General features: G+C 63.4%; 13 protein-coding genes. 6 read left to right on the forward strand and 7 right to left on the reverse strand.

Going from position 1 to position 22,539, the window contains the following annotated elements; translation table 11 throughout:
* Nucleotides 1–87: 87 nt before the first annotated feature.
* Genes ABT375_RS18835 through ABT375_RS18845 form a run of 3 tightly spaced genes read right to left on the reverse strand, consistent with a single transcriptional unit; the run spans nt 88 to nt 2,522 of the window.
* Entirely contained in the window at nt 88–1,095 is a 1,008-nt protein-coding gene (locus ABT375_RS18835; protein WP_416465428.1) for an SMP-30/gluconolactonase/LRE family protein, read from the reverse strand.
* Nucleotides 1,092–2,195, reverse strand: a complete 1,104-nt coding sequence (locus ABT375_RS18840; RefSeq protein ID WP_416465430.1) for a Gfo/Idh/MocA family protein — start codon at nt 2,193–2,195, stop codon at nt 1,092–1,094. The genes ABT375_RS18835 and ABT375_RS18840 overlap by 4 nt, the downstream gene beginning before the upstream one ends.
* A 33-nt stretch (nt 2,196–2,228) precedes the next feature.
* On the reverse strand, nt 2,229–2,522 hold the full coding sequence (locus ABT375_RS18845) for a response regulator transcription factor (RefSeq protein WP_416465432.1): 294 nt from the start codon (nt 2,520–2,522) through the stop codon (nt 2,229–2,231).
* A 311-nt stretch (nt 2,523–2,833) separates the two neighbouring features.
* Here ABT375_RS18845 and ABT375_RS18850 point away from each other — a divergent pair, with 311 nt between their 5' ends.
* Nucleotides 2,834–4,180 carry a gluconate:H+ symporter gene (locus ABT375_RS18850; RefSeq protein ID WP_416465868.1) on the forward strand — a complete coding sequence of 449 codons (1,347 nt, stop codon included), beginning with the start codon at nt 2,834–2,836 and terminating at the stop codon, nt 4,178–4,180.
* Between the two features lie 40 nt (nt 4,181–4,220).
* Nucleotides 4,221–4,898, forward strand: coding sequence for a FadR/GntR family transcriptional regulator (locus tag ABT375_RS18855; RefSeq protein ID WP_261937098.1), 678 nt, complete (start codon nt 4,221–4,223; stop codon nt 4,896–4,898).
* On the opposite strand, the gene ABT375_RS18860 is transcribed toward ABT375_RS18855, so the two are convergent.
* The gene (locus tag ABT375_RS18860; RefSeq protein ID WP_261937497.1) at nt 4,899–5,387 is read right to left on the reverse strand and encodes a gluconokinase; all 489 of its coding nucleotides are present in this window, start codon (nt 5,385–5,387) and stop codon (nt 4,899–4,901) included. It lies immediately after the preceding gene.
* A gap of 215 nt (nt 5,388–5,602) precedes the next feature.
* Between ABT375_RS18860 and ABT375_RS18865 the strand changes: the two genes are divergently transcribed.
* From ABT375_RS18865 to ABT375_RS18875, 3 genes are all read left to right on the forward strand, one after another.
* Entirely contained in the window at nt 5,603–8,626 is a 3,024-nt protein-coding gene (locus ABT375_RS18865; protein WP_416465434.1) for a glycosyl hydrolase family 28-related protein, read from the forward strand.
* Nucleotides 8,627–8,762: 136 nt separating this feature from the next.
* Nucleotides 8,763–11,735 carry a TonB-dependent receptor domain-containing protein gene (locus tag ABT375_RS18870; protein ID WP_416465436.1) on the forward strand — a complete coding sequence of 991 codons (2,973 nt, stop codon included), beginning with the start codon at nt 8,763–8,765 and terminating at the stop codon, nt 11,733–11,735.
* 75 nt (nt 11,736–11,810) lie between these two features.
* Nucleotides 11,811–14,855: a glycosyl hydrolase family 28-related protein gene (locus tag ABT375_RS18875; protein WP_416465438.1), complete on the forward strand. Its 3,045-nt coding sequence runs from the start codon at nt 11,811–11,813 to the stop codon at nt 14,853–14,855.
* Nucleotides 14,856–14,933: 78 nt separating this feature from the next.
* Here ABT375_RS18875 and ABT375_RS18880 read toward each other — a convergent pair whose 3' ends face one another.
* From ABT375_RS18880 to ABT375_RS18890, 3 genes are all read right to left on the reverse strand, one after another.
* A complete protein-coding gene (locus ABT375_RS18880) occupies nt 14,934–15,896 on the reverse strand; it encodes an alpha/beta hydrolase (RefSeq protein WP_416465440.1) in 963 nt (320 codons plus the stop codon).
* A 50-nt stretch (nt 15,897–15,946) separates the two neighbouring features.
* Nucleotides 15,947–18,586 (reverse strand): glycoside hydrolase family 3 C-terminal domain-containing protein, encoded by a 2,640-nt coding sequence (locus ABT375_RS18885; protein WP_416465442.1) that lies wholly within the window; start codon nt 18,584–18,586, stop codon nt 15,947–15,949.
* 123 nt (nt 18,587–18,709) lie between these two features.
* Nucleotides 18,710–19,846 (reverse strand): glycoside hydrolase family 43 protein, encoded by a 1,137-nt coding sequence (locus tag ABT375_RS18890; protein ID WP_416465444.1) that lies wholly within the window; start codon nt 19,844–19,846, stop codon nt 18,710–18,712.
* Between the two features lie 173 nt (nt 19,847–20,019).
* Here ABT375_RS18890 and ABT375_RS18895 point away from each other — a divergent pair, with 173 nt between their 5' ends.
* Nucleotides 20,020–22,533 (forward strand): glycoside hydrolase family 9 protein, encoded by a 2,514-nt coding sequence (locus ABT375_RS18895; RefSeq protein ID WP_416465446.1) that lies wholly within the window; start codon nt 20,020–20,022, stop codon nt 22,531–22,533.
* Nucleotides 22,534–22,539: the final 6 nt, after the last annotated feature.

Below are 22,539 nucleotides of genomic sequence, written 5' to 3' on the forward strand. Positions count from 1 at the left end.
GATGAGGATACCTATACGCTGGCACCAAACGCCCAGCGTCATGCGTTTCCAATGCGCGACGACGCCGGTCTGGCATGCTGCCTGCGGCTATAAAAGCGCGATGATCGCAACACTGTCCGATGATGTCATGAACAGGCTTTTGCCATTGGCGCCAAAGCAACAATTGGCGACCGCCTTGCCGGTGCCTACGATGCCCAGCAATACCCCGTCTGGTGTCAATATATGCACGCCGCCCGGACCGGTCGCAAAGACATGGCCATTGGGCGCCACCTTGATCCCATCGGGCAAGCCCGGCAGACTCTGGGCGCGCTGGCTTCTCATGTCGTGAAACAGGCGCTGATCGATAAGGCGTCCTTTGGCGTCCAGCGTGTAGGCGCGTACCTCCGGCCGCTTTTCGTCGGATAAGGCCAGATACAGGGTGCGGCCGTCCGGCGACAGCGCCACGCCGTTGGGACGGCGGTGATTGCCATCCAGCAGGGCCACGTCACCATCCGGCGTCAGCGCATAGAGGCCATTATGGTCGATTTCGCGCAGCGACGACGCATCGCCATCCGCAAAACCATAAGGCGGATCGGTGAAATAGATGGTGCCCGATGGCGCGATGCACAGATCGTTGGGGCTGTTGAAGCGCCTGGACTGAAATCGATCGGCCAGGATGATGCGCTTGGTTGTTTGCAGGTCGATCCGTACGATCGCGCGCGTGCCGCTGTCGGCGGCGATCAGTTGACCCGTCTTGTCGATGGCCAGACCGTTGAGACCGGCTTCGCGAATGCCGGGAGGCACAGCGGTTTGCAATCCGGCGGGGGAGAGGAAAGGCTGCGCGCCCAGTCCGGCACGCCAGCGATAGACGATGTTGGCGGGCGGATCGCTGAACAGCAGATAGTCGCCCTGTGGCACCCACACAGGCCCTTCGGCCCAGCGAAAGCCGTGGGCCAATATCTCGATCGAAGCGGATGGCGCGATGATCCGATCCAGCGCCGCGGACAGGCGCGTGACGCTGCCCATGGTCGCCGATCCGGCAACAGATTTTCCCACTGCGATCGCAGCGAGCGGCATGGCGGCCAGCGACGCCAGCACGGTCCGGCGCGCGATCAAGCGCCAATCCTGACGCTGCGGCCCTGCGCCGTGGATTGATAGATCGCCTCGATCACGCGCAGGTCGGCCAGACCTTCTTCGCCCGGCACGATCGGCGTCTTGCCCGTCAGGATGCATTCGGCGAAATGATCGAGTTGCCCCGCAAATTGCGTTTTGCCGGCCGGGGGCAGGGTGCGCGGCGCGGTGACGCCATCCTTGCGGATCGTCATGCTTTGGCCGGCATAGGGCGTCGCCGGCTCCATCCCGATCCAGCCCTGCGTTCCGTTGACGCGATAGCTGTTATGCCCGCTGCTGTAACTGGAAATACAGTCCGCCACGATGCCGGACGGAAAGCGCAGCAGGAAGCTGATCCGATCCTCCACAGTGCGGAAACGCGGGTCGGATCGGTCAGTGGATTCGACTGCGCTCACTTCCACCGGTTCCTCGCCCGTCAGGTAACGCGCGGCGTTCAGGCTGTAGATGCCGATGTCCATCATCGATCCGCCGCCGGACAAAGGCTTGTCGAGCCGCCATTGGTCCGGCTTGATCGGAAAGCCATGTTCCGCCGTGATCAGGCGAGTGGGGCCGACATGCCCGCTGCGCGCCAGATCGATGGCCAGGCGGTTATAGGGTTCGAACCGCGATCGATAGCCGATCATCAGCTTCTTCCCCGCCTGGCGACAGGCCGCGATCATCGCCTGACAATCGGCCACGGATGTCGCCATCGGCTTTTCGCACATCACATGCTTGCCAGCCTTCGCGGCGCGAATGGCATATTCGGCGTGCAGGCTGTTGGGCAATATGATGTAGACGGCGTCGATATCGGGATTATCGCGGATGCGATCGAAATCGGCATAGCTGTAGCGATGCGTCTTGGGGACGCCATATTGATCGCCAAAGCTCTCCAGCTTGGCCGGCGTGCCGCTGACCAGCGCTGCAATATGGGCGTGCTCGCACCCGGCGAAATTCGGCATGATCTGGCGTGTGGCATAGGAACCAAGCCCGACGATCGCATAGCCGATCTTGCGCGCCGGCGCCGCCGACACGCCGCTGCCGACGGACGCCAGCATCAATCCGGCGCCCAAACCGCCGATAATGTCACGCCGCGAACCGGTCGCCATATCCGCCTCCCAATATCCTGTGGCTTTGCGCTTTCAGTCAGCCGGCCAACCAGGCGCAGCGCGAAGCCAGCCCAGATTGCGCGCGGCGATCGCGGCTTGTGTGCGGTTGCGCACATTGAGTTTGCGCATCAACGCCGTCATGTGCACCTTCACCGTTGCTTCCGCCATGCCCAGTTCATAGGCGATCTGCTTGTTCAACAGGCCCGAATGGACGCAGCGCAGGACTTTCATCTGGGTGGGGGTTAGCGCCGGCGGCTCGTGGGGTCTTGCAGGCTGTCGGAAGTCCCGCTGATCGGAACTATCGTGCAGGTCCAGCGCAATGAACATCCGTCCTCTCCCTGTTCGATCCGATTTGAATCAGCCAGCCTGTTTGGCTGCCAGCTTGATGAATATCGTTAGCGCTAACAATAAGAGGATTGGTCAGACAGGTTCAAGCCAAAAATGCGATATACGACCATGAAAGGGTAGAATATCGCAAAATGGCGCGATATCTGTCTAACAGATTTATAGAAGCGCTGGTGCGGGACGTCGTGATGGCGGCGCGCGAGAAGGGGGAGAAGGATGACGTTAACATCGCGTCGGTCGGCCATGGCCGACCATGTCCCGACAAGGCTGTCCATCCGCTGGGTCGCCGGACGATGACACCGGCGGATTATCGGCTGATCCTGTCGGCCGTCATCGGCATCGCGCTCTCCATTGTCCTGATCATCCGGGGTCGCTTGCATCCCTTCGTCGGCCTGCTCTGCGGTGCCTTCACCGTGGGCCTGCTCGCGGGCCTGCCCATGGAAGACACTGCCAAGGCGGTCGAAAAGGGGGCAGGCGCCATCCTCGGCGGCACTGGGCTGGTCGTGGCACTCGGCCTTGGCCTCGGCGCGATGCTGCAATTGTCCGATGGCGCTGGCGGCATGGCCCGTGCCGCGCTGCGTCTATCGGGCGTGAAGGGCGCGCCATGGGCCAGCCTGTTCACGGCGATCGTCATCGGCCTGCCGCTCTTCTTCGAAACCGGTCTGGTCTTGCTGCTACCGATCGTCGCATCGGCCGCGGCCGCGCTCCCCGCGGGGCAGAATGGCGATACGGCGAAGCTCCGCCTCATGCTGCCCGCGCTGGCGGGCCTGTCCGTTGTTCATGCGCTGGTGCCGCCGCATCCCGGCCCGTTGCTGGCGGTCAACGCACTGGGCGCCAATCTGGGTCTGACTCTGCTCTACGGCCTGATCATCGGCATTCCGACGGCAATCATCGCCGGGCCGCTACTGGCGCGCTTCACCGCGCCGGGCGTGACGCTCAGCCCGCCCTTGCTCGATCCGGTGAAGGTCGATGTCGGCCCCCCCTCTGTCGGCCGCTCGCTCGCCGCCGTGCTGTTGCCGGTTGTCCTGATCGCCGCAGGACAGGCGGTGGCGCTGCTGCCGCCAGCCGTGGGCGTGCATTTCCATTGGCTTAGCTGGGTCAGCGATCCGGTGGTGGCGCTGCTGGTGGCCGTGCTCGCCGCCTTGCCGCTGCTGTTCGGCCGCCGGATCACCGACCGCACGATCCAGAACGCGATCTGGACCGAAGCGATGACGCCCGCTGGCGGCATCATCCTGGCGATCGGCGCGGGCGGCGCGCTCAAGCAGGTGCTGGTGACGGCCGGGCTGTCCGACATGCTAGTGCGGGTGGCGGATGGCGGCGCGATTTCGCCGCTCATCCTCGCCTGGGGCGTATCGGTCTGCATTCGCCTGGCCACCGGTTCCGCCACCGTGGCGACGATCACCACGGCCGGCGTTATGCAGGGGCTGGTCGCCTCGTCGGGGGTGGAGCCGGAATGGATGGTGCTGGCCATCGGCGCAGGCTCGCTCTTTTTCTCGCATGTCAACGATCCCGGTTTCTGGCTGGTGAAAAGCTATCTGGGGACAGATATGGCGGGCACCTTCAAGACATGGTCGATCATGGAAACAGTGGTCGCGATCGTTGGCCTGTTGCTGGTGCTGTTCGCCAGCAGCATCTTTTGAGGTGGCGACCCATGCCTTCCCGCGACAGGGACATAACCCGATGAACCAGACGCGCCTGTCCGATCATGTCTATGCGGCGATCGTGGACATCATCAAAGGCGAAGGGTTGGAAGTCGGCGGCCGTCTCCCTGCCGAAGCACGCCTGGCCGAAATGTTCGGCGTGTCGCGCGCCATCGTACGCGAAGCGCTGATGCGGCTGGCGTCGGACGGCATTACCGAAGCGCGGCGTGGCGCTGGCTCCTTCGTCAAGAGCCGCCCGTCGGATCGGCTCGCCGCCTTTATGCCGTCCACGGAATTGCCGACGACGCTGGGCAGTTATGAAGTGCGCTTCGTGCTGGAAGCGGAAGCGGCGCGCCTCGCGGCCAATCGCCGAACGCCGCAGGACATGGCGGACGTCGAGGAGGGCATGGAGTTGCTGCGCGCGGCCCTGCTATCGAGCGAACCCGCCCATATGCAGGATATGGAACTCCACCGCCGCATCGCGCAGGCGACCGGCAATCCCGCCTTTCTGGTCGCCTTCGACGCGCTCCATGCGGATGTCGACAAGATCATGCGCGCGGGCGTGGACATCAGCCGCTCGCGCCCGCCCGAGGTGATCGCGACGATGTTGCGCGAACATGACCAGATCGTCGATGCCATCCGCGCGCAGGATGCAGAGGGCGCGGCCCTCGCCATGCGCTGGCATCTCTGGGAAGGACGGCGGCGGTTGATGCCCTGACTATTGGTAGCTTTTCAGCCAGCCAAGCACCTGATCGCGTAGCTCTTTTGGCGACGCATCGGTCGTCAGGACCAAGGCCGCCTCATCGCAGGATGGCCGTTCCAGCGTGACCAACTGGCTGTCGAGCAGGCTGGCGGGCATATAATGGCCCGGCCGGTTCTGCAGCCGCGTCAAAAGCCGTTCGCGGCTATTTTCCAAGAGGACAAAGCGCACCGGCGCGCCGATTCCCGCACGCAGCCGATCGCGATAGCTGTACCGCAATGCAGAGCAGGCCGTGACAACCGCTACAGATGTCTCGATCGCTGTTGCACTGGCCTGCGCCAACCGATCGAGCCAGGGCCAGCGATCCTCGTCCGTCAGCGGATCGCCGCGCCGCATCTTCTCGACCGCGTCGGGCGCATGATAGTCGTCGCCTTCCAGAAACGGGCAGGCGAAGGCGTCGGCCAGCAAAGCCCCCAATGTCGATTTGCCGCAGCCACTGACGCCCATGACGATCACGGCCAAGGGGGCAGGGGCGGCGGCAGATGGCGGCAAAGCAGCGTTCCTTGGAGAACAGGCGATGCCCCCACGGGCATCGCAATGATGCGATCCCCTGTACCAGCCGGGCAAAGACCCTGAAAACTACGACCTTCGTCGCAAGTGCCAAAGCCCGCCTCAGCTTATAGCCGTGCGACGCAGCAAGATGACAAGATGGAAGGTCGGCTATGATCGCACGCAGCATGATCGCCGCTTTATTGGCGGCGACCACTTTGGCAACACCGGCCTGGGCGGCGACGGTATCGGTCTTCCCGGTTGCGCCCGAAGAACCGACCGCCGTCACGGTTCAGGCCAGCGGCGACGGCCGCGCGGACGATAGCGCGGCGATCCAGCAGGCGCTGGATCAGGCGCGCGACAAGACCGGCCACGGCATCGTCTTCCTCCCGTCGGGCACCTATCGCATCAGCCGGACCTTGGTCGTGCCCGCGGGCGTGCGCGTCTATGGCGTCGGGCCGACCCGACCGGTGATCCTGCTCAGCCCCAATACGCCGGGCTTCCAGAAGGGCGTTTCGACCATGATCGTCTTTGGCGGCGGCGATCAATATCGGGTCGGCCAGGTGCCGGTCCCGGTGCCGACCGTGGTCCCGCGCGACAAGGTAGTGCGCGACGCCAATTCGGGCACCTTCTATTCGTCCATGAGCAATGTCGATATTGAAATCGGCGCGGGTAATCCGGCGGCGGCGGGCGTGCGCTTCCGCATGGCGCAACACGCCTTCCTCAGCCATATGGAGTTCCGGCTGGGAACCGCCTTCGCCGGGGTGTATCAAGCCGGCAACGTCATGGAGAATATTCATTTTCAGGGCGGCCGCTATGGCATCGTCACCGAAAAAACCTCTCCCGCCTGGCAGTTCACCCTGCTCGATTCCAGCTTCGACGGACAGAGCCAGGCCGCGATCCGCGAGCATGAGGTCGACCTCACTCTGGTCAATGTCGCCATCCGCAACACGCCGGTCGGGATAGAGATCGATCGCGGCTATAGCGACAGCCTGTGGGGCAAGGATGTCCGCTTCGAAAATATATCGAAGGCGGGTGTCGTCATCTCCAACGAGAAGAATGTCTTTACCCAGATCGGCTTCGACAATGCGCTGGCGGTCAACAGCCCGGTCTTCGCCCGCTTCCGCGACAGCGGCAGGACGATCGATGGCAAGGGCAACGCCTATAAGGTCGCGTCCTTCTCCTATGGCCTGGCTATTCCCGATCTCGGCCACACCGGCGACTATAGGACCGACGCCGACATTCAGGCCCTTCCGGCCATGCCTGCCCGCCGTGCGCCCGCCATCCGCGACCTGCCCGCCATGGCCGATTGGGTCAATGTCCGGTCTTTGGGGATCATGGGCGACGGTAAAGCGGACGACACCGCCGCGATCCAGAAGGCGATCGATACCCACCGCATCCTCTATTTCCCGGTCGGATTCTACAAGGTGACGAACCGCCTGACGCTGCGCCCCGACTCCATTCTCATCGGCCTGCATCCCGCCATTACCCAGCTTTACATTCCCGACGACAATCCCGCCCATGCGGGGCTGGGACCGGTGTTGCCGATCCTGGAAAGTCCCAGAGGCGGCGACAATATCCTTTCGGGCCTTGGCCTCTTCACCGGCCGTGTTAATCCCCGCGCCTCGGCGCTGTTGTGGCGGTCGGGCGAGACGAGTCTGGTCGAGGACGTCAAGATCATGGGCGGGGGCGGCACCCCAACGGCGGACGGCAAGATGCTGGGCGCTTTACGGGTCAACACCGGCGATCCCGTCACCGACGGGCGGCTGGATGCGCAATATCCCAGCATCTGGGTGACGGATGGCGGCGGCGGCACCTTCGCCAATGTCTGGAGTCCCAACAGCTTCGCGCAATCGGGGCTGCACGTCACCAACACAAGCACGCCCGGCCATGTCTATGAAATGTCGGTCGAACATCATGCCCGCAATGAAATCGTCCTCGACAATGTGCAGAACTGGGAGTTCCTGGCCCCGCAGACCGAGCAGGAAGTCGACGATGGCCCCGACGCCATCTCGCTCGATATCCGCAATTCGAAGAACCTGCTGTTCGCCAACTATCATGGCTATCGCGTGACCCGCACCTACGCGCCGGAGAAAAGCGCGGTAAAGCTCACCAACTCCAGCGACATCCGCTTCCGCAACGTCCACATCAACGCCGAAAGCGGCTTTGCGACCTGCGACGACGAAGGCTGCGGCACCTTCCTGCGCGCCAGCAAATATCCGTTCGACAATGCGATCGAAGATGTGACGGCCAGGCGCTTCGTGCGCGAGCGCGAGTTCGCCAGCCTGAACATCGGCGCGGCCGATCGCACCATCCCGCCCGTTTCGCCCGGCAGCACGCCGGTCGAAAAGCTGGAGGACGGTTTCTGGTCGATCTCCGGCGCGGCGGTGGATGCACAGGGCGCGCTCTATTTCATCGACCGTCGGTTCCAGCGCATTCATCGCTGGAGCGAGGCCAGAGGGCTGGAGATCGTGCGCGACCAGGCGCTCGATCCGGTCAATCTGGCGATCGACGGATCGGGGCATCTGCTGGTGCTGTCGTCGCTGGGGCCGAAGGCGGGGGTTTATTCGATCGACCCGAACGGTCCGCCGGACCAGATGACGCTGATCCAGCCGACGCCGACGCGCACAAAGGGGGCGGCGAGGACGCTGCTGCCGGTCAACTGGTGGAACAATGGCGAGTTCAGGGACCAGCTCGATCCAAAAACATACCAGTTCACGACGCTTGCCGAAATGTTCGCCCGCGATGCCGGCACGCCCAAGGCGCGCGAATATCTCTCCCCCGACGGCAGCCTGGCGCTGCCCGCCTTCCGCGTGTGGCAACAGGGACCGGTCGATCATGTCGGCTGGCGCTGGTCGGACAGTCTGAACGCCAATGGCTTGATCGGCGGCAAGCTGGGCGATCGTCTTTTCGTCACCAACGGATCGGAGAATATCACCTATAGCGGCACGGTCGGTGCGGGCGGTACACTGACGAAGCTTAAACCCTTCGCCAATCGGGGCGGCGAAAGTGTCGCGGTAGACGGGCAGGGGCGTGTCTATGTCGCGAACGGTCAGATCTTCGTCTATGGCGCGGACGGGCAGGAAACGGGCAGGATCGACGTACCCGAACGGCCGTTGCAAATCCTGTTCGGCGGCCCGGACAAGCGGACGCTTTTCATCCTGACGCACCACGCCTTGTACGCCGCCAGACCCTGACAATCTGCCTGTCGGCCGCATCTACGACCTATGTCTTAAGTGCGGCGGACGCGGGCACAGACTAACCTGAAAACAATAGCCCATCATGCGGCGTGGCGGCTCTGGGAGGGGCGGCCGATATAAGAGGGGATGATCCATGAAAGCGACGATCGCAATCCATCGGCAGATGGCCGGCGTCAGCCTGGCCGCGATGGCAGCCTTTGCACTGACAGGCCCGGCCCATGCGCAGGCTGCGCCAGCACAGCCTGCGGCGGTTGCGCCGCAGGCGCAAACCGATGACGCTGCTGCGCCGCGCAATGCCGACATCGTCGTCACCGGATCGCGCATCACGACCAGTGGTTTCAATGCCCCTACACCCACCACGGTGATCGGCGAAGAGCAGATCGCCAACAATGCGCAGCCCAATATCTTCACCACCATCGCCCAGTTGCCCTCGCTTCAGGGCTCGACCGGCGCATCCACCGGCACCTTCAGCACGTCCAGCGGCCAGCAGGGCCTCAGCTCCTTCTCGCTGCGCGGCCTGGGCGCGATCCGCACCCTGACCCTGCTCGATGGCCAGCGCGTCGTCGGCGCCAATGTGACGGGCGTGCCCGACATCAGCATGTTCCCGCAATTGCTGGTGAAGCGCGTCGATGTGGTGACCGGCGGCGCGTCCGCATCCTATGGCTCCGATGCGGTCGGCGGCGTCGTCAATTTCATCACCGACACCCATTTCGAAGGATTCAAGGGCAATATCCTGGGCAGCATCACCAAATATGGCGATGATGAAACCGCGCTGGTGCAGGCGGCATATGGCAAGGCGTTCCTGGACGATCGCCTGCATGTCGTGCTGAGCGGCGAATTTGATCATGAGGGCGGCGTCGGCGCGGGTGATTTCGGCACGGACCTGGCCGGTAGCCGCAACTGGTATCGCGCCACAACGCTGATGAACACGGGCCAGACCAGCAATGGCCTGCCGCAGTTCAACTATCGCGATTATGCGCAGCCCTATCAATATGCCCGCTACGGACTCATCAACAACGGTCCGTTGCAGGGCATCGCCTTCGACCAGAATGGCACGCCCTATAATTTCAACTATGGATCGGGCGGACAGCCGACCGGCACCGGCGCGGTGACCAACTGCTATCGCGGCAACAGCTTCTGCGAAGGCGGCGATCTGTCGGGTGCGCCCGGATCGGGCGCCTCGCTCAAGTCGGCATTGGAACGCATCAACGGTTATGGCCGGATCGGCTACGACTTCGCCGACAACAATGAAGCCTATGTCACCGTCAACATTGCCCAGGTCAAAACCAGCAACCAGCCCAGTCCCGGCTATAACCGGTCCAGCCTGACCGTCCAGTGCGCCAATCCCTATCTGCCCCAATCGGTTCGCGACCAATGCGCTTTGGCGGGCATCACCCAGTTCGGTTTCGGCACCAGCAACGGCTCCTTCCCCGATCCCAAGGTCCATACCGACCGGCGTCAATATCGCTTCGTCGGCGGGCTGAAGGGCAAATTCGATCTGGGCGGAACCGACTGGAACTATGATGCCTATTATGAACATGGCATCACCATTTCCGATATTCGCGTTCAGGACATCGTGCTCCAGAACCGCTATGTCGCGGCGACAAATGCGATCATGCTCAACGGCGCGATTGTCTGCGCCGACCCCGCCGCCCGCGCGGCGGGTTGCCAGCCGATCAACATCTTCGGCGGCGCCACGCCCTCTTCGGCCGCGCTCGCCTATGTCGCGCCACACGAAAACGGGCCGTTCCAGCATACCAAACTGACGCAGGACGTCGCGAGCCTCAACTTCTCGGGCAATCCGTTCGAACTATGGGCCGGGCCGGTATCGGTCGCTTTCGGTGGCGAATATCGGCGCGAATTCTACCGGGTGAACGCCGATCCCTATGGCGCGGGCGTCTCTGCGCTCAGCCCCAACAGTCCCGAATATCCAGCCGATCCCCTGCTCAATTCCACGTTGGGCAGCAACTGGGCGGCGGGCAACTACAAAAATGGCCGCGGGAAATATGAAGTCTATGAAGGCTATCTCGAAGTCGATCTGCCCCTGTTCAATAGCGACTCGATGGGCCGTGCGAACCTGAATGCGGCGGGTCGCGGCACCCATTACAGTACGTCGGGCACGGTCTGGACGTGGAAGGTCGGCGGCACCTGGGATACGCCGCTCAGCGGTCTGCGCCTGCGGGCTGTGGCGTCGCGCGACGTGCGCGCGCCCAACCTGTCGGAACTGTTCGCCGCGCCGACGGTCACGACGTTGCCCAACTTCAACGATCCGTTCCGCAACCAGGCGGTGCAGGTGTTCCAGAACACGATCGGCAATACCGCCCTCAAGCCCGAAGTCGCGCGCAATACCGAACTGGGCATCGTGCTGGCGCGCCCGGAATGGATGCCCGGCCTCAGCCTGTCGCTCGATTATTATGACATCAAGCTCAAGGGCGTGGTTTCCAGCCTGTCCGCAGACCAGATCGTCCGCTTCTGCTTCGAGGGCAATCAGGCCTTCTGCGGCGGATTCCAACTTGACGGCGCGCAGGGCACCAACTTCGTCAACGTCCAGCCGTTCAACCTCGCATCCTGGCGGACGAGCGGCTTCGACATTGAAGCCAGCTATCAGTGGCAGCAGCCGCTGGGGCTGCCGGGCAGCTTCACCGTTCGCGCGCTGGCGACCCACATCCGCAAATTCATCGTCAATGCGGGCATCGCCGGGGTCGATCCGGTCGATCAGGCGGGGGCCAATACGGGCGCAACGCCCGATTGGAAATGGCTGGCCGTGCAGACCTATGACAGCGGCCGTTTCAGCCTGACCGTGCAGGAACGGTGGATCAGCGATGGCGTGTTCGGCAATCAATATGTCGTCTGCCAGTCGTCCTGCCCGGTTTCCACCGGCAACCATCCGACGATCGACCGCAACAAGATGAAGGGCGCATTCTATGTGGACGTGGGCGCCACGTTCAAGATCCGCGACACTATCTCGATCTACGGGAAAGTGGACAATCTGTTCGACAAGGATCCAGTGGCCTCGCCCCAGACCAATACCGGTCTGGACGTCAATCCAGCCCTGTATGACACATTGGGCCGTATCTATCGGGCGGGTGTCCGCTTCAACTTCTGATATATTCGTTTCGATCTCCCCAACCTCGTCCCGGCCCTGCACGGCCGGGACATCTTCTTTTCTGGAGCCTGCCGGATGTATCGTGGATTGCGCGGAGCCTGTGTCACCATCCTGCTGGGCCTGACGGCGACGCAACCGGCGTTCGCCTCGCCTTCCGTCTACACCACCGCGCCGGACGAACCCCATGCGGTGACCGTGAAAGGCGTGGGCGACGGTCGCGCGGACGATGGACCAGCGATCCAGCAGGCGATCGACAAGGCGGCGGAAAAGGGCGGCGGCGGCATCGTCTTTCTGCCGGCCGGCACCTACCGTATCAGCCGCACGCTCTTCCTGTGGCCCGGCGTCCGCATCTTCGGCATCGGCCAGCAGCGGCCCGTCATCCTGTTGGGCAAGGATACGCCGGGCTTTCAGCGTGGCGTCGCGCATATGTTGATGTTCACCGGGGCCAAGCGTCAGACCGACAAGGACAGTCCGCCCGCGGCCTTCCCGCCTGCGGGCAGCGTGCCATTTAACAAGACGATCGCCGACGCCAATCCCGGCACATTCTACACTGCGCTCGGCAATATCGATTTCCGCATCATGGACGGCAACCCCGCCGCCACCGCGATCCGTTTCCATTCCGCTCAGCATAGTTTCGTCAGCCATGCCGATTTCGACATCGGGTCGGGTCTGGCAGGCCTCTATCATGTCGCCAACGAAGCCGAAGACCTGCATTTCAAGGGCGGGCGATATGGCATATTGGCGGAAAAACCCTCCCCGGCCTGGCCCTTTGCGCTTGTCGATGCGACGTTTGAGGGGCAGCGCGACGCCGCCATTCGGGAGCATGAGGCCGGGCTGACGCTGGTCAATGTCGCGTTCCGCAACCTGCCGGTCGGGATCGAGATCGACCGGGGCTATGGCGACTGGCTCTGGGGCCAGGATGTCCGCTTCGAAAATGTGGCCAAGGCCGCTATTATCATCTCGAACGAGAAGAACGTCTATACGCAGATCGGCTTCCAGAACGTCCTGGCCGCCAATACGCCTGTATTCGCACGCTTCCGGGAGAGCGGCCGGACGGTTTTGGGCAAGGGGGCCACTTATAAAGTCGCGTCCTTCACACACGGCCTCACCTTGCCGGGGTTAGGTCAGATCGGCGCTTATAAGACCGATATGCAGGCGGAAAATATCGTCAGCCTGCCTGCGGCCGCCGCGCCCGCCATTCGCGCCCTCCCCGCCGTTGCGCAATGGGTGAGTGTCCGCACGCTGGGCGCGAAGGGGGACGATAGCGGCGACGACACCGCCGCGATCCAGAAAGCGATCGACACGCACAAGGTTGTCTATCTGCCCACGGGCTTCTACCGCGTCAGCGATACGCTCCGCCTGCGATCCGATACGGTGCTGCTGGGCCTGCACCCCAGCCTGACGCAGATCGTCCTGCCTGACGGCACGCCGGCATGGCAGGGTGTCGGGGCGCCCAAAGCGCTGGTCGAAAGCGCGCAAGGCGGCGATGCGATCGTGTCAGGGCTCGGTCTCAACACCAACGGCGCCAATCCGCGGGCGACTGCCCTGCTGTGGAAGGCCGGGGCCAATTCCATGGTCAACGATGTGAAATTCCAGGGCGGCCATGGCACCAACCGCTTCGATGGCAGCACGATCAGCCCCTATAATAACAACGGCACCGCCGATCCTGACGCCGCGCGTCGCTGGGCGGGGCAATATGCCAGCCTGTGGGTGACGCAGGGCGGCGGCGGCACCTTCGCCAACATCTGGAGCCCCAGCACCTTCGGCCATCCCGGCATCCTGATTTCCGACACCCAAACGCCAGGTCGTTTGATCCAGGCTTCGGTCGAACATCATGTCCGCACCGAAATCGCCCTCAATCGGGTTGCCAACTGGGAATTGCTCGCTCCCCAGACCGAGGGAGAAGCCGGCGAGAGCGGCGACGCGGTGGCGCTGGAAATCCGCAATTCCCACAATATCCTGATCGCCAACTTCCACGGCTATCGCGTGACGCGCACGCGCGAACCCGCGCCGGCTGCCGTGACGCTCTATAATTCGCATGATATCCGTTTCCGCAATGTCCATGTGAACGGCGAAAGCGGCGTCGGCACCTGCGATGAAAATGGCTGCGCGACATTCCTGCGTCTGACCAAATTCCCGTTCGAAAATGCGATCCGCGATATGACCCATGGCCTGGATGTGCGGGAACGGGAATTTGCCGTACTCGACATCCCCGCCAGGCCAAATCCGGTCTCTGCTGCCGCGTTTCTGGGCAGCAAGATCGAAAAGCTCGCCGATGGCTTCCATTCGGCGGGCGGCGGCGCGGTGGATGCGCAGGGGCGGCTCTATTTCATCGATCGGAAGTTCCAGCGCATCTGGCGCTGGTCGGACGCCGGCAAGCTGGAGATGGTCCGTGACGCCACGCTCGACCCCGTCAACCTGACGGTAGACAGCTCGGGCAACCTGTTGGTTCTGTCGTCCTACGGTCGCAATGGCACGGTGTATAGTATCAGGCCCGACACGCCGGACAGCGACATCAATATCATCGCGGCAACGCCGACCGCTGCCCGTGTAGAGGCCGCCACGGTGCTGCCGGTCAACTGGTGGAATAATGGTGAGTTCAAGGATCAGATCGACCCTGCCACCTATCAGTTCACCACCCTGGCCGAGATGTTCGCCCGCGATATGGCACGGCGCAACGCGCGGGAATATGTGTCACCCGACGGCAGCGTGGTCCTGCCCGCCTGGCGGGTTTTCGCGCAAGGACCGGCGGACCATCGCGGCCTGCGCTTCTCGGACTCGCTCGACAGCTATGGCTTCATTCAGGGGCGGCCAGGCGAGCGTGTCTATGTCACCAACGGATCGGAAAACCGGACATATAGCGGCATCGTCGGCGGAGGCGGCGCGCTCAGCGACCTCAAACTCTTTGCTGAGCGTGGCGGGGAAGGGGTGGCGACCGACGCGCAGGGGCGCGTCTATGTCGCCAACGGCCAGGTGTTCGTCTATGCCGCTAACGGCAGGGAGATCGGCCAGATCGATGTGCCTGAACGCCCCTTGCAAATCCTGTTCGGCGGACCGGATAGACACACTCTCTTCATCCTATCCCATCATAGCGTCCATGCTGTGAAATTGAATATGTAAGCGCCAGTCTTCCCCGATGCCCATATTTAGGCCACCGCACTGACGCTTGTCCAAGCGTCAGTGCGGTGGCCTCGATCGTTATTTGTGAACCGGCCTGAGCATGTCATGCATGTCGAGCCAGCGCACGAAGGCGTCGAACCATCCGGTACTGGTCGTCGTCTTGGGGTACATGCCAAAGCCGTGGCCGCCGCGCTCATAAAGATGAAACTCGACCGGTCGCTTGGCGGCGCGCCAATCGTCGATCAGCTTGAAATCGCGCTCGCCGAACAGGGGATCATCCGCCGCGATCGCTGCGAACATAGGCGGAGCGTCCTGCGGCACCGTCATGCTGCCGAGCGGCCCGTAGATATTGCCGATGAAGGCCGGTTTCGCTTCCTTCGTGGCTAACGTCGTCGCCATCGTCAGCATCGCCCCTGCGGAAAAGCCGATCATGCCGATCCGGTCGGGGTCGACATGCCATTGCGCCCTACGGCTGCGGATCAGGCGAAAGGCGGCGGTGGAGTCGGCGAGCTGAGGGGCAAGGTCCGCGGCCGCGTTGCTCGCGGCCGGGAGCGGCGCGCGCGCGGCACCGGAGAACATCTCCTGCATCGATTTTTCAAACGCCGCCATGCTGGCCGGCGTCTGGCGCAGGCGATATTTGATGACGAAGGCGGCGATGCCCTTGGCGGCGAGGGCGCGCGCGACGTCATAGCCTTCATTGTCCATGGACAGCGTGCGGAAACCACCGCCGGGTGCAACGATGATCGCCGCGCCTGACGCCTTGACCGGATCCGGCAGGAACGGGGTGAGCGTCGCGACGGTGACGTTGCGGGCGAACTGGCTACCATATTGGCGGTGCCAACTTTCCTGCGCCATCGCGCCGGGCAGGGGACCGGTGCCAAGTTCGATTGCGTCGGGCTGCGCCGGCGACGCGATCGGCGTCATCTTCTCCTTGTCTTCCTGCGCCTGGACAAAAGTCGGCATCAGGCAAGCGGCAACAGAGATCGCGAGCAGATGCTTGATGCGAAATGGCAGCCTAATAGTCTTCATCGGCTTTTTCATGGCAGCTATCCTCTCCTGATTGATGATTTTACGACGGAGGCGGCATCGCCTCATTTCGGCAGCGGAACCGCGCGGGAAATACTATAGGCGCCGGTCTGGACCGGCTTGTCTGTGCCGGGCTGTCCGCCACCGACGCTGAGCTGATAGGCGCCAGGGATGAGGGCGCGCTCGCCCGCCATGGTGACGAAGCTCAGGTCGCGCGGAGACAGAATGAATTCGATCGCCCGGCTTTCCCCCGGCTTGAGCGACACCCGCTGGAAGCCGCGCAGCGCGATACGTGGCGCGCCGTCGAACGTCGGCGGGGTGATGTAAAGCTGGGCGATGTCGTCGCCGCTGCGCTGTCCGCTGTTCGTGATCTGCGTGCGGACCTTGATGCCATTTTCCACCGCTCCGTCGATGGGTTCGATGACCGGCGGCGTGTAGGTGAAGCGCGTGTAGCTGAGGCCGTAACCGAATGGATAGACGGGCGTCCCCTTGAAATAGCGATAGGTGCGGCCATCCATGCCATATTCGGCAAAGGGGGGTAGGTCGTTCACGCTTTTGTAGAAGGTAAGCGGCAAGCGACCGCCCGGATCCACCTTGCCGAACAGGACGTTCCCAACGGCGCGGCCCCCGGATTGGCCCGGATACCAGGCCTCCAATATGGCGGAGGCATTCTCCTTTGCCCAGGACAGATCGATCGCGCTGCCATTCATGGCGATAACGACAAGCGGCTTGCCCAGCGCCTTTGCTTTTTCCAGAAAGGCGCGCTGGTCCGTGGGCAGGTCGAGCGTCGTCTTGTCGCCGCCCTCGAAGCCCTCAACCTTCACCGGCATTTCCTCGCCCTCCAGGTCGGAGGTGAGGCCGACGACAGCGACGATGACGTCGGCGTCTTTCGCACCCGCGGCCAGATCGCGGTCCAGATTATCGGTGACCCGTTTCCAGAAGATAGCAGGCGCGGCAGGGATGCCGCTCTCACCCTGGAGGCGAACGGCGTAACGCTCGCCCTCGGTCATAGCGACCTCGGTGAGCTTCAGCGGTTCGGCCCAGCGCGAATAGTCGGTGGCGACGACGACCGGCTTGCCGTTCAACGATATCTCGCCTTTTACACCGGTCAGCGCCAGCCGATAGAGGCCGGTTTCGGGCGCGACAAGATAGCCTGTCCAGACGATCCTGTGATCGGTCGCAACCTGTTTGAATTCCGAGGCGCGTGATGTGATGCTGTCCTCGGTGCGGGTAAGCACCGGTTTGCTCGCAAACTGGTCTTGCGCGGTGGCGTTATAATATTCCGCCTTGATGCCCGGCTTGCCGTCGGGCGTGCGCAGCGCGCCACCGGGGACAAGGTCGCCATCGGTGATCGACGGTGAAAATGGGACGAGCGTGATGGTCGATCCGGGCATTGCCTGCCTAAGGCCGTCGGCGACCGAGACTGGCGGCGCGCTTTTGGCCGAACTGTAATTGCCGCGCAGCACGCGGGTGGCGTCCGCCAAAGGCCCGACAAGCGCGATCCGGGTGCCGGGCTTCAGCGGCAAAACGCCGTCATTCTTCAAAAGCACCAGACTTTTTTCGGCCGTGTCGAGGGCCAAAGCCTGATGATCGGCCGTGCCGATCGCCGCGACCGGCGTCGCGTTGGGCTTGCGGCTTGAAAGGCCCGGCAGATCGCCGTTGCGCAGCCGCGCTGAAAAGAGGCGGACGAGCGCGACATCGATATCCTCGACGCTGATATAGCCCTGCGCCAGCGATTCCTTGTAACGGTCGCCAAGACCCGCCTTGCCGCCCAACGTCGCATTATTGCATTCGCTATCGACGCCGCGGCGCAGCGCGACGGCAACGCCGGTGGCAGCGTCGGGCGCATATTTATGATGGTCGTAGATGTCGACCACGGCGTCGCAGTCCGACACGACATAGCCGGTAAAGCCCCATGCGCCGCGCAGATAATCCTGCAACAGCATAGGACTGCCGCAGGCGGGCTGACCATCGACGCGGTTATAGGCGCACATGATGGACCCGGCCTTGCCCTCCACGATCGCGGCGCGGAAGGCGGGGAGGTAAGTGTCCTCCAGATCGCGCTGGGTCGCGAAGATATTGTCGGTGTGGCGGCTGGGTTCGGGGCCGCTATGCACCGCGAAATGTTTGGGTGTGGCGACGACGTCGGGCAGATCGGGATTGTCGCCCTGCATCCCCTGGACGAAGGCGACGCCGATATGGGCGGTCAGGAACGGGTCTTCGCCATAGGTTTCCTGCCCCCGGCCCCAACGCGGATCGCGGAAGATGTTGATATTGGGGGACCAGGTGTCGAGGCCGGTGCCGATGCGACCCAGATGACCGGTCTGGCGACCGAGCGTGTGCAGCGCCTGCACTTCGGTGCTGATCGCCGACGCGACTTCCTTGATCAGCGGCGCGTCGAAGGTCGCGGCGAGGCCGATGGGTTCGGGGAAGTTGGTGGTGGGCACGGCGCCGATCGCGCCGTGCAGCGATTCGGTCCACCAATTATAGGCCGGTATGTCGAGCCGTGGGATCGCCGGGGCGACGTTCAAAAGCTGGGCGACCTTTTCATCCAGCGTCAATTTGTCGACGATGCTGCGGGCCTTGGCGTCCGCCTGCGCGCGGATGTCGCCGGACTGGGCCTGGCCGGATTGGGCATGGGCGATCGCCGATGTGGTGAGCAGCAGCATGGCGCTGGCCGCGCGCAGGACGAAACCGGTTTTCATTCTTCTCTCCGCTGGGACAGCGCCTTTGCGGCGTCGGTTCTGGGATGGGGGGCGGCTCGCCTTGGGCATGACCGCAGAAAGATACGGACGCGGGGGCGGGCACTGCCCCCGCGTCCGGGGCGCTCAGCGCGAAGCGGCGCCCGCCGCCGCTTTCGCGACGAAGGGGTTGATGGTTTGGATCGTGCCATCGGGATTATATTTCAGCTCGGTGACCTTGACGTTGCGCAGCCGGGTCTGGCCGGACAGTTGCGTGTCGGCGTAAAACAGCCACCATTTCCCGTTCCATTCGACGATCGAATGATGGGTCGTCCATCCTTCCACCGGCTCCATGATCCGACCCTTGTAAGTGAAGGGGCCGTAAGGAGAATCGCCTATCGCATAGGCGAGATAATGGGTGTCGCCGGTCGAATAGCTGAAATAATATTTGCCCTTATATTTGTGCATCCACGACGCTTCGAAGAAGCGGCGATCATGGTCGCCGCCCAGCAGGGGCTTGCCCTTGTCATCGAGTATCTGGACCGCGCGAGGCGTTTCGGTAAATTCCAGCATGTCGCCGGTCATCTTCGCGACGCGCGGAGCAAGGGCCGGCTTTTCGTCCTGGCCCAGATCCGTTTTTGACCCGTTGGCGTCATATTTGCCATCGACATTGCGCTGCAACTGCCCACCCCAGATGCCGCCGAAATACATATAGCTGGCACCATCGTCGTCGGTGAAGACGGCGGGATCGATCGAATAGCTGCCCTTGATCGGTTGCGGCTGCGCCTTGAACGGCCCCATAGGGTCTTTCGACGTGGCGACGCCGATGCGGAACGCGCCTTCCTTGTCCTTGGCCGGGAAGTAGAGGAAATAGGTGCCGTTCTTGTAAGCGGCGTCGGGCGCCCACATCTGCTTGTCCGCCCAGGGTACATCCTTGACGTCTAGCGCGACGGGGCCGACCGTGACCGGGCCGCCGATCTTGTCCATCGACAGAAAGTGATAGTCGCGCATTTCGAAATGGGAGCCGAGATCGTCTTCGGCTGTCGGACCGTCGATATCATGGCTGGGATAGACGTAGATCTTGCCGTTCCACACATGGGCTGAAGGGTCGGCGGTGTAGATGTCCTTGACCAGCGGTTGCGACAGATATTCCGACGCGTCGCGGCGGCTTTCCTTGGCAGGCTGGGCCTTGTTGTCCGGCTGTTCCTGCTTTTGGCAGGCGGCTGTGGCGAGCAGCGCCATGGTCAGCGGCAGGGCCGTCAGTGTGCGCAATGACATGGGCATGTCTATCCTCTCTCGTTATGCGACAATGTTTTTATGGCGAATAGAGATAGCGCTATCATGATGGCAACGCAATCGCTGTCTTGCAGCTTGTGCCATGATTTGATTGCATGTTACCAATGCAACAAATGCGCGCCTTTTAGTATTTGGTAGCGCAAACACGGAGGGGATTTCCCATGCGCGCAAGGCTGACGTCCGCAATCTGCATCGCCATGCTGCTGGCCAGCGCCAGCGGGGTGGCGATAGCGCAGGATGATGGCGGGTTGCGCCTGAATGACAAGGGCTATTTCGAAGGTCCGGCCGTCAACATCCTCGCCTTTTCCAACTGGTATGACGGCTTGTTCGCGGACGCCAAGATCGGCGGGATAGAGATCATCCAGCGCGGCGTGCGCAGCGCCACCAATGGCGACGTGCGGCTGGCCGCGACACCGGGGCAATGGGATCCCGCCGCCGCGCTCGTCAGCCGCCGGGTCGATGCTGCCGCCGGGGTTGTGGAAACGACGCTGCGTTATGCCGAATATGACTGGCAATATGTCGTGCGGGTGGAGCGGGACGGCAGCGGTGCGCGGCTGAGCGTGATCCTGGACAAGCCGGTGCCACAGGCGCTGGCGGGCAAGGCGGGCTTCAACCTGGAGTTTCTGCCGTCCGCCTATTTCCATCACGCCTATATGGCGGACGACCGTGCGGGCATCTTTCCGCTCTATCCCGCCGACGCGATGACGTTGACGGCGGAACGCAACGCGGCGAGCGGGCGGAGCGAGGGGCCGGGCGCCGAGCCGATGCCGATCGCGAGCGGGCGGCGGTTCGTGCTGGCGCCCGACGATCCTGCGCGCCGGATCACCATTGCCGGGGATGCGTCGATCGCGCTCTATGATGGTCGCAATCAGGCGCAAAATGGCTGGTTCGTGCTGCGGTCCATGCTGCCCGCAGGCAAGACCGGCACGGTGCTGCAATGGACGGTCACGCCGCAGGGCGGCGCGACATGGTTGCGCACGCCGGTGATTGCCCACTCGCAACTGGGCTATGCCCCCGGCGGGCCGAAGGTCGCGACGGTCGAGCTGGATCGCAACGACGAGCGCAGGCCGCCCCTGCGGCTGATGCGCATCGGCGCGGACGGGACGGAAACCGCTGTGCCCACGGCGGCCGTCCGGGCGTGGGGCGATTATCTGCGCTACCATTATCTCCAGATGGATTTCAGCGCCGTGCGCGAGCCGGGCCTGTATCGGCTGGATTATGGCGACGTGAAAACAGCGCCTTTTCGCATCGCGGCAGACGTCTATGCCGATGCGTGGCACCCCACCAATGATGTCTATTTCCCTGTCGCCATGGACCATGTTTCGGTCAACGAAGCCTATCGCAGCTGGCATGGGGATTCCCATCGCGACGACGCGCGGCAGGCGCCGGTGAACCATGAACATATCGACCTGTACCGGCAGGGACCGACCACCGACACGCGCTTTCAGCCGGGCGAGCATATTCCGGGGCTGAATGTCGGCGGCTGGTATGATGCGGGCGATTTCGACATTCGCACCCAGTCGCAATATCAGGTGATCCGCTCGCTCGCCGACGCGCAGGAGCGCTACGGCCTGACCCGCGACACGGTGAGCGTCGACCAGGCGCGGCGGCATGTCGAGATGCATGTGCCGGACGGCAAGCCGGATATGGTGCAGCAGGTGGCGCATGGCACGCTGCAATTGCTGGCGCAGTTCGATGCGGTAGGCCATGCGATCCATGGCATCGTGGAACCGGACGTGGCGCAATATACCCATTTGGGCGATGCGGTGAACAAGACCGATGGCCTGCCCTATGATCCGGCGCTGAAACCCGGCGAGGTGAAGGACGGGCGGAGCGGCACGCCGGACGATCGCTGGGCCTTCACCAGCAAGGCGTCGGCGCTCAACTATGGTTCGATCGCCGGGCTGGCGGCGGCGGCGCGGGTGCTCAGGGGGCAGGATGATGCGCTGGCCGGGCGTGCGCTGAAGACGGCGGAGCGGGTGTGGCAGGCGGAGCAGGGGCATGCGCCCGACACGTTCCGCCATGGCAATACGACCGGCGGACCGCTGGAGGCGGAAATGTTCGGCGCGGCAGTGGAATTGCTGCGCACGACCCGCAAGCCGGTCTATGCCAAGGCGGTGATGGCACTGTGGCCCAAGGTGGAGAAGGGCTTCGGCTTCAACGCGCAGACGGCGGTGGCCGCGACCCCGTTCATGCCCGCCGCCTATCGCGAGGCGATGATCCCTGCGGTGCGGCGCTGGCAGGCTGAAAGCGAAGCGCTGGCGAAGGCCAATCCGTTCGGCGTGCCGATCACGACCGGCGGCTGGGCCGGGTCCGGCACGGTGCTGGGTTATGCGCTGACAGGTGAAGCGCTGCACCGCGCCTTCCCGGAGATCGTCGGGCCGGACGCGACCTTGCGAGGCGTCGCCTTCCTGACCGGGCATCATCCGGGGTCGGACATCAGCTTCGTGTCGGGCGTCGGTACGGTGTCGAAGGAGGTCGCCTATGGCAACAACCGCGCCGACTTTTCCTTCATCGCGGGCGGGGTGGTGCCAGGCGTGCTGGTGGTGAAGCCGGACTTCCCGGAAAACCACGAGGACTGGCCGTTTTTCTGGGGCGAGAATGAATATGTCATTCCCGAAGGCGCAGCCTGGATCGAACTCGCCAATGCGGCCAACCGGCTAAGTAGGCCGTAAGGCCGG

This window comes from Sphingomonas sp. VDB2 (assembly GCF_047946695.1).
GTDB classification, from domain to species: Bacteria; Pseudomonadota; Alphaproteobacteria; order Sphingomonadales; family Sphingomonadaceae; genus Sphingobium; species Sphingobium bisphenolicum.

Bases quoted from the DNA above. Each gene is read 5' to 3' on its own strand.
- ABT375_RS18855 (WP_261937098.1), top strand. From the start codon at position 4,221: ATGAACCAGACGCGCCTGTCCGATCATGTCTATGCGGCGATCGTGGAC.
- ABT375_RS18860 (WP_261937497.1), bottom strand. From the start codon at position 5,387: ATGGGCGTCAGTGGCTGCGGCAAATCGACATTGGGGGCTTTGCTGGCC.
- ABT375_RS18890 (WP_416465444.1), bottom strand. From the start codon at position 19,846: ATGCCCATGTCATTGCGCACACTGACGGCCCTGCCGCTGACCATGGCG.
- ABT375_RS18895 (WP_416465446.1), top strand. From the start codon at position 20,020: ATGCGCGCAAGGCTGACGTCCGCAATCTGCATCGCCATGCTGCTGGCC.
- ABT375_RS18845 (WP_416465432.1), bottom strand. From the start codon at position 2,522: ATGTTCATTGCGCTGGACCTGCACGATAGTTCCGATCAGCGGGACTTC.
- ABT375_RS18840 (WP_416465430.1), bottom strand. From the start codon at position 2,195: ATGGCGACCGGTTCGCGGCGTGACATTATCGGCGGTTTGGGCGCCGGA.
- ABT375_RS18865 (WP_416465434.1), top strand. From the start codon at position 5,603: ATGATCGCACGCAGCATGATCGCCGCTTTATTGGCGGCGACCACTTTG.
- ABT375_RS18870 (WP_416465436.1), top strand. From the start codon at position 8,763: ATGAAAGCGACGATCGCAATCCATCGGCAGATGGCCGGCGTCAGCCTG.
- ABT375_RS18880 (WP_416465440.1), bottom strand. From the start codon at position 15,896: ATGAAAAAGCCGATGAAGACTATTAGGCTGCCATTTCGCATCAAGCAT.
- ABT375_RS18885 (WP_416465442.1), bottom strand. From the start codon at position 18,586: ATGAAAACCGGTTTCGTCCTGCGCGCGGCCAGCGCCATGCTGCTGCTC.
- ABT375_RS18875 (WP_416465438.1), top strand. From the start codon at position 11,811: ATGTATCGTGGATTGCGCGGAGCCTGTGTCACCATCCTGCTGGGCCTG.
- ABT375_RS18850 (WP_416465868.1), top strand. From the start codon at position 2,834: ATGACACCGGCGGATTATCGGCTGATCCTGTCGGCCGTCATCGGCATC.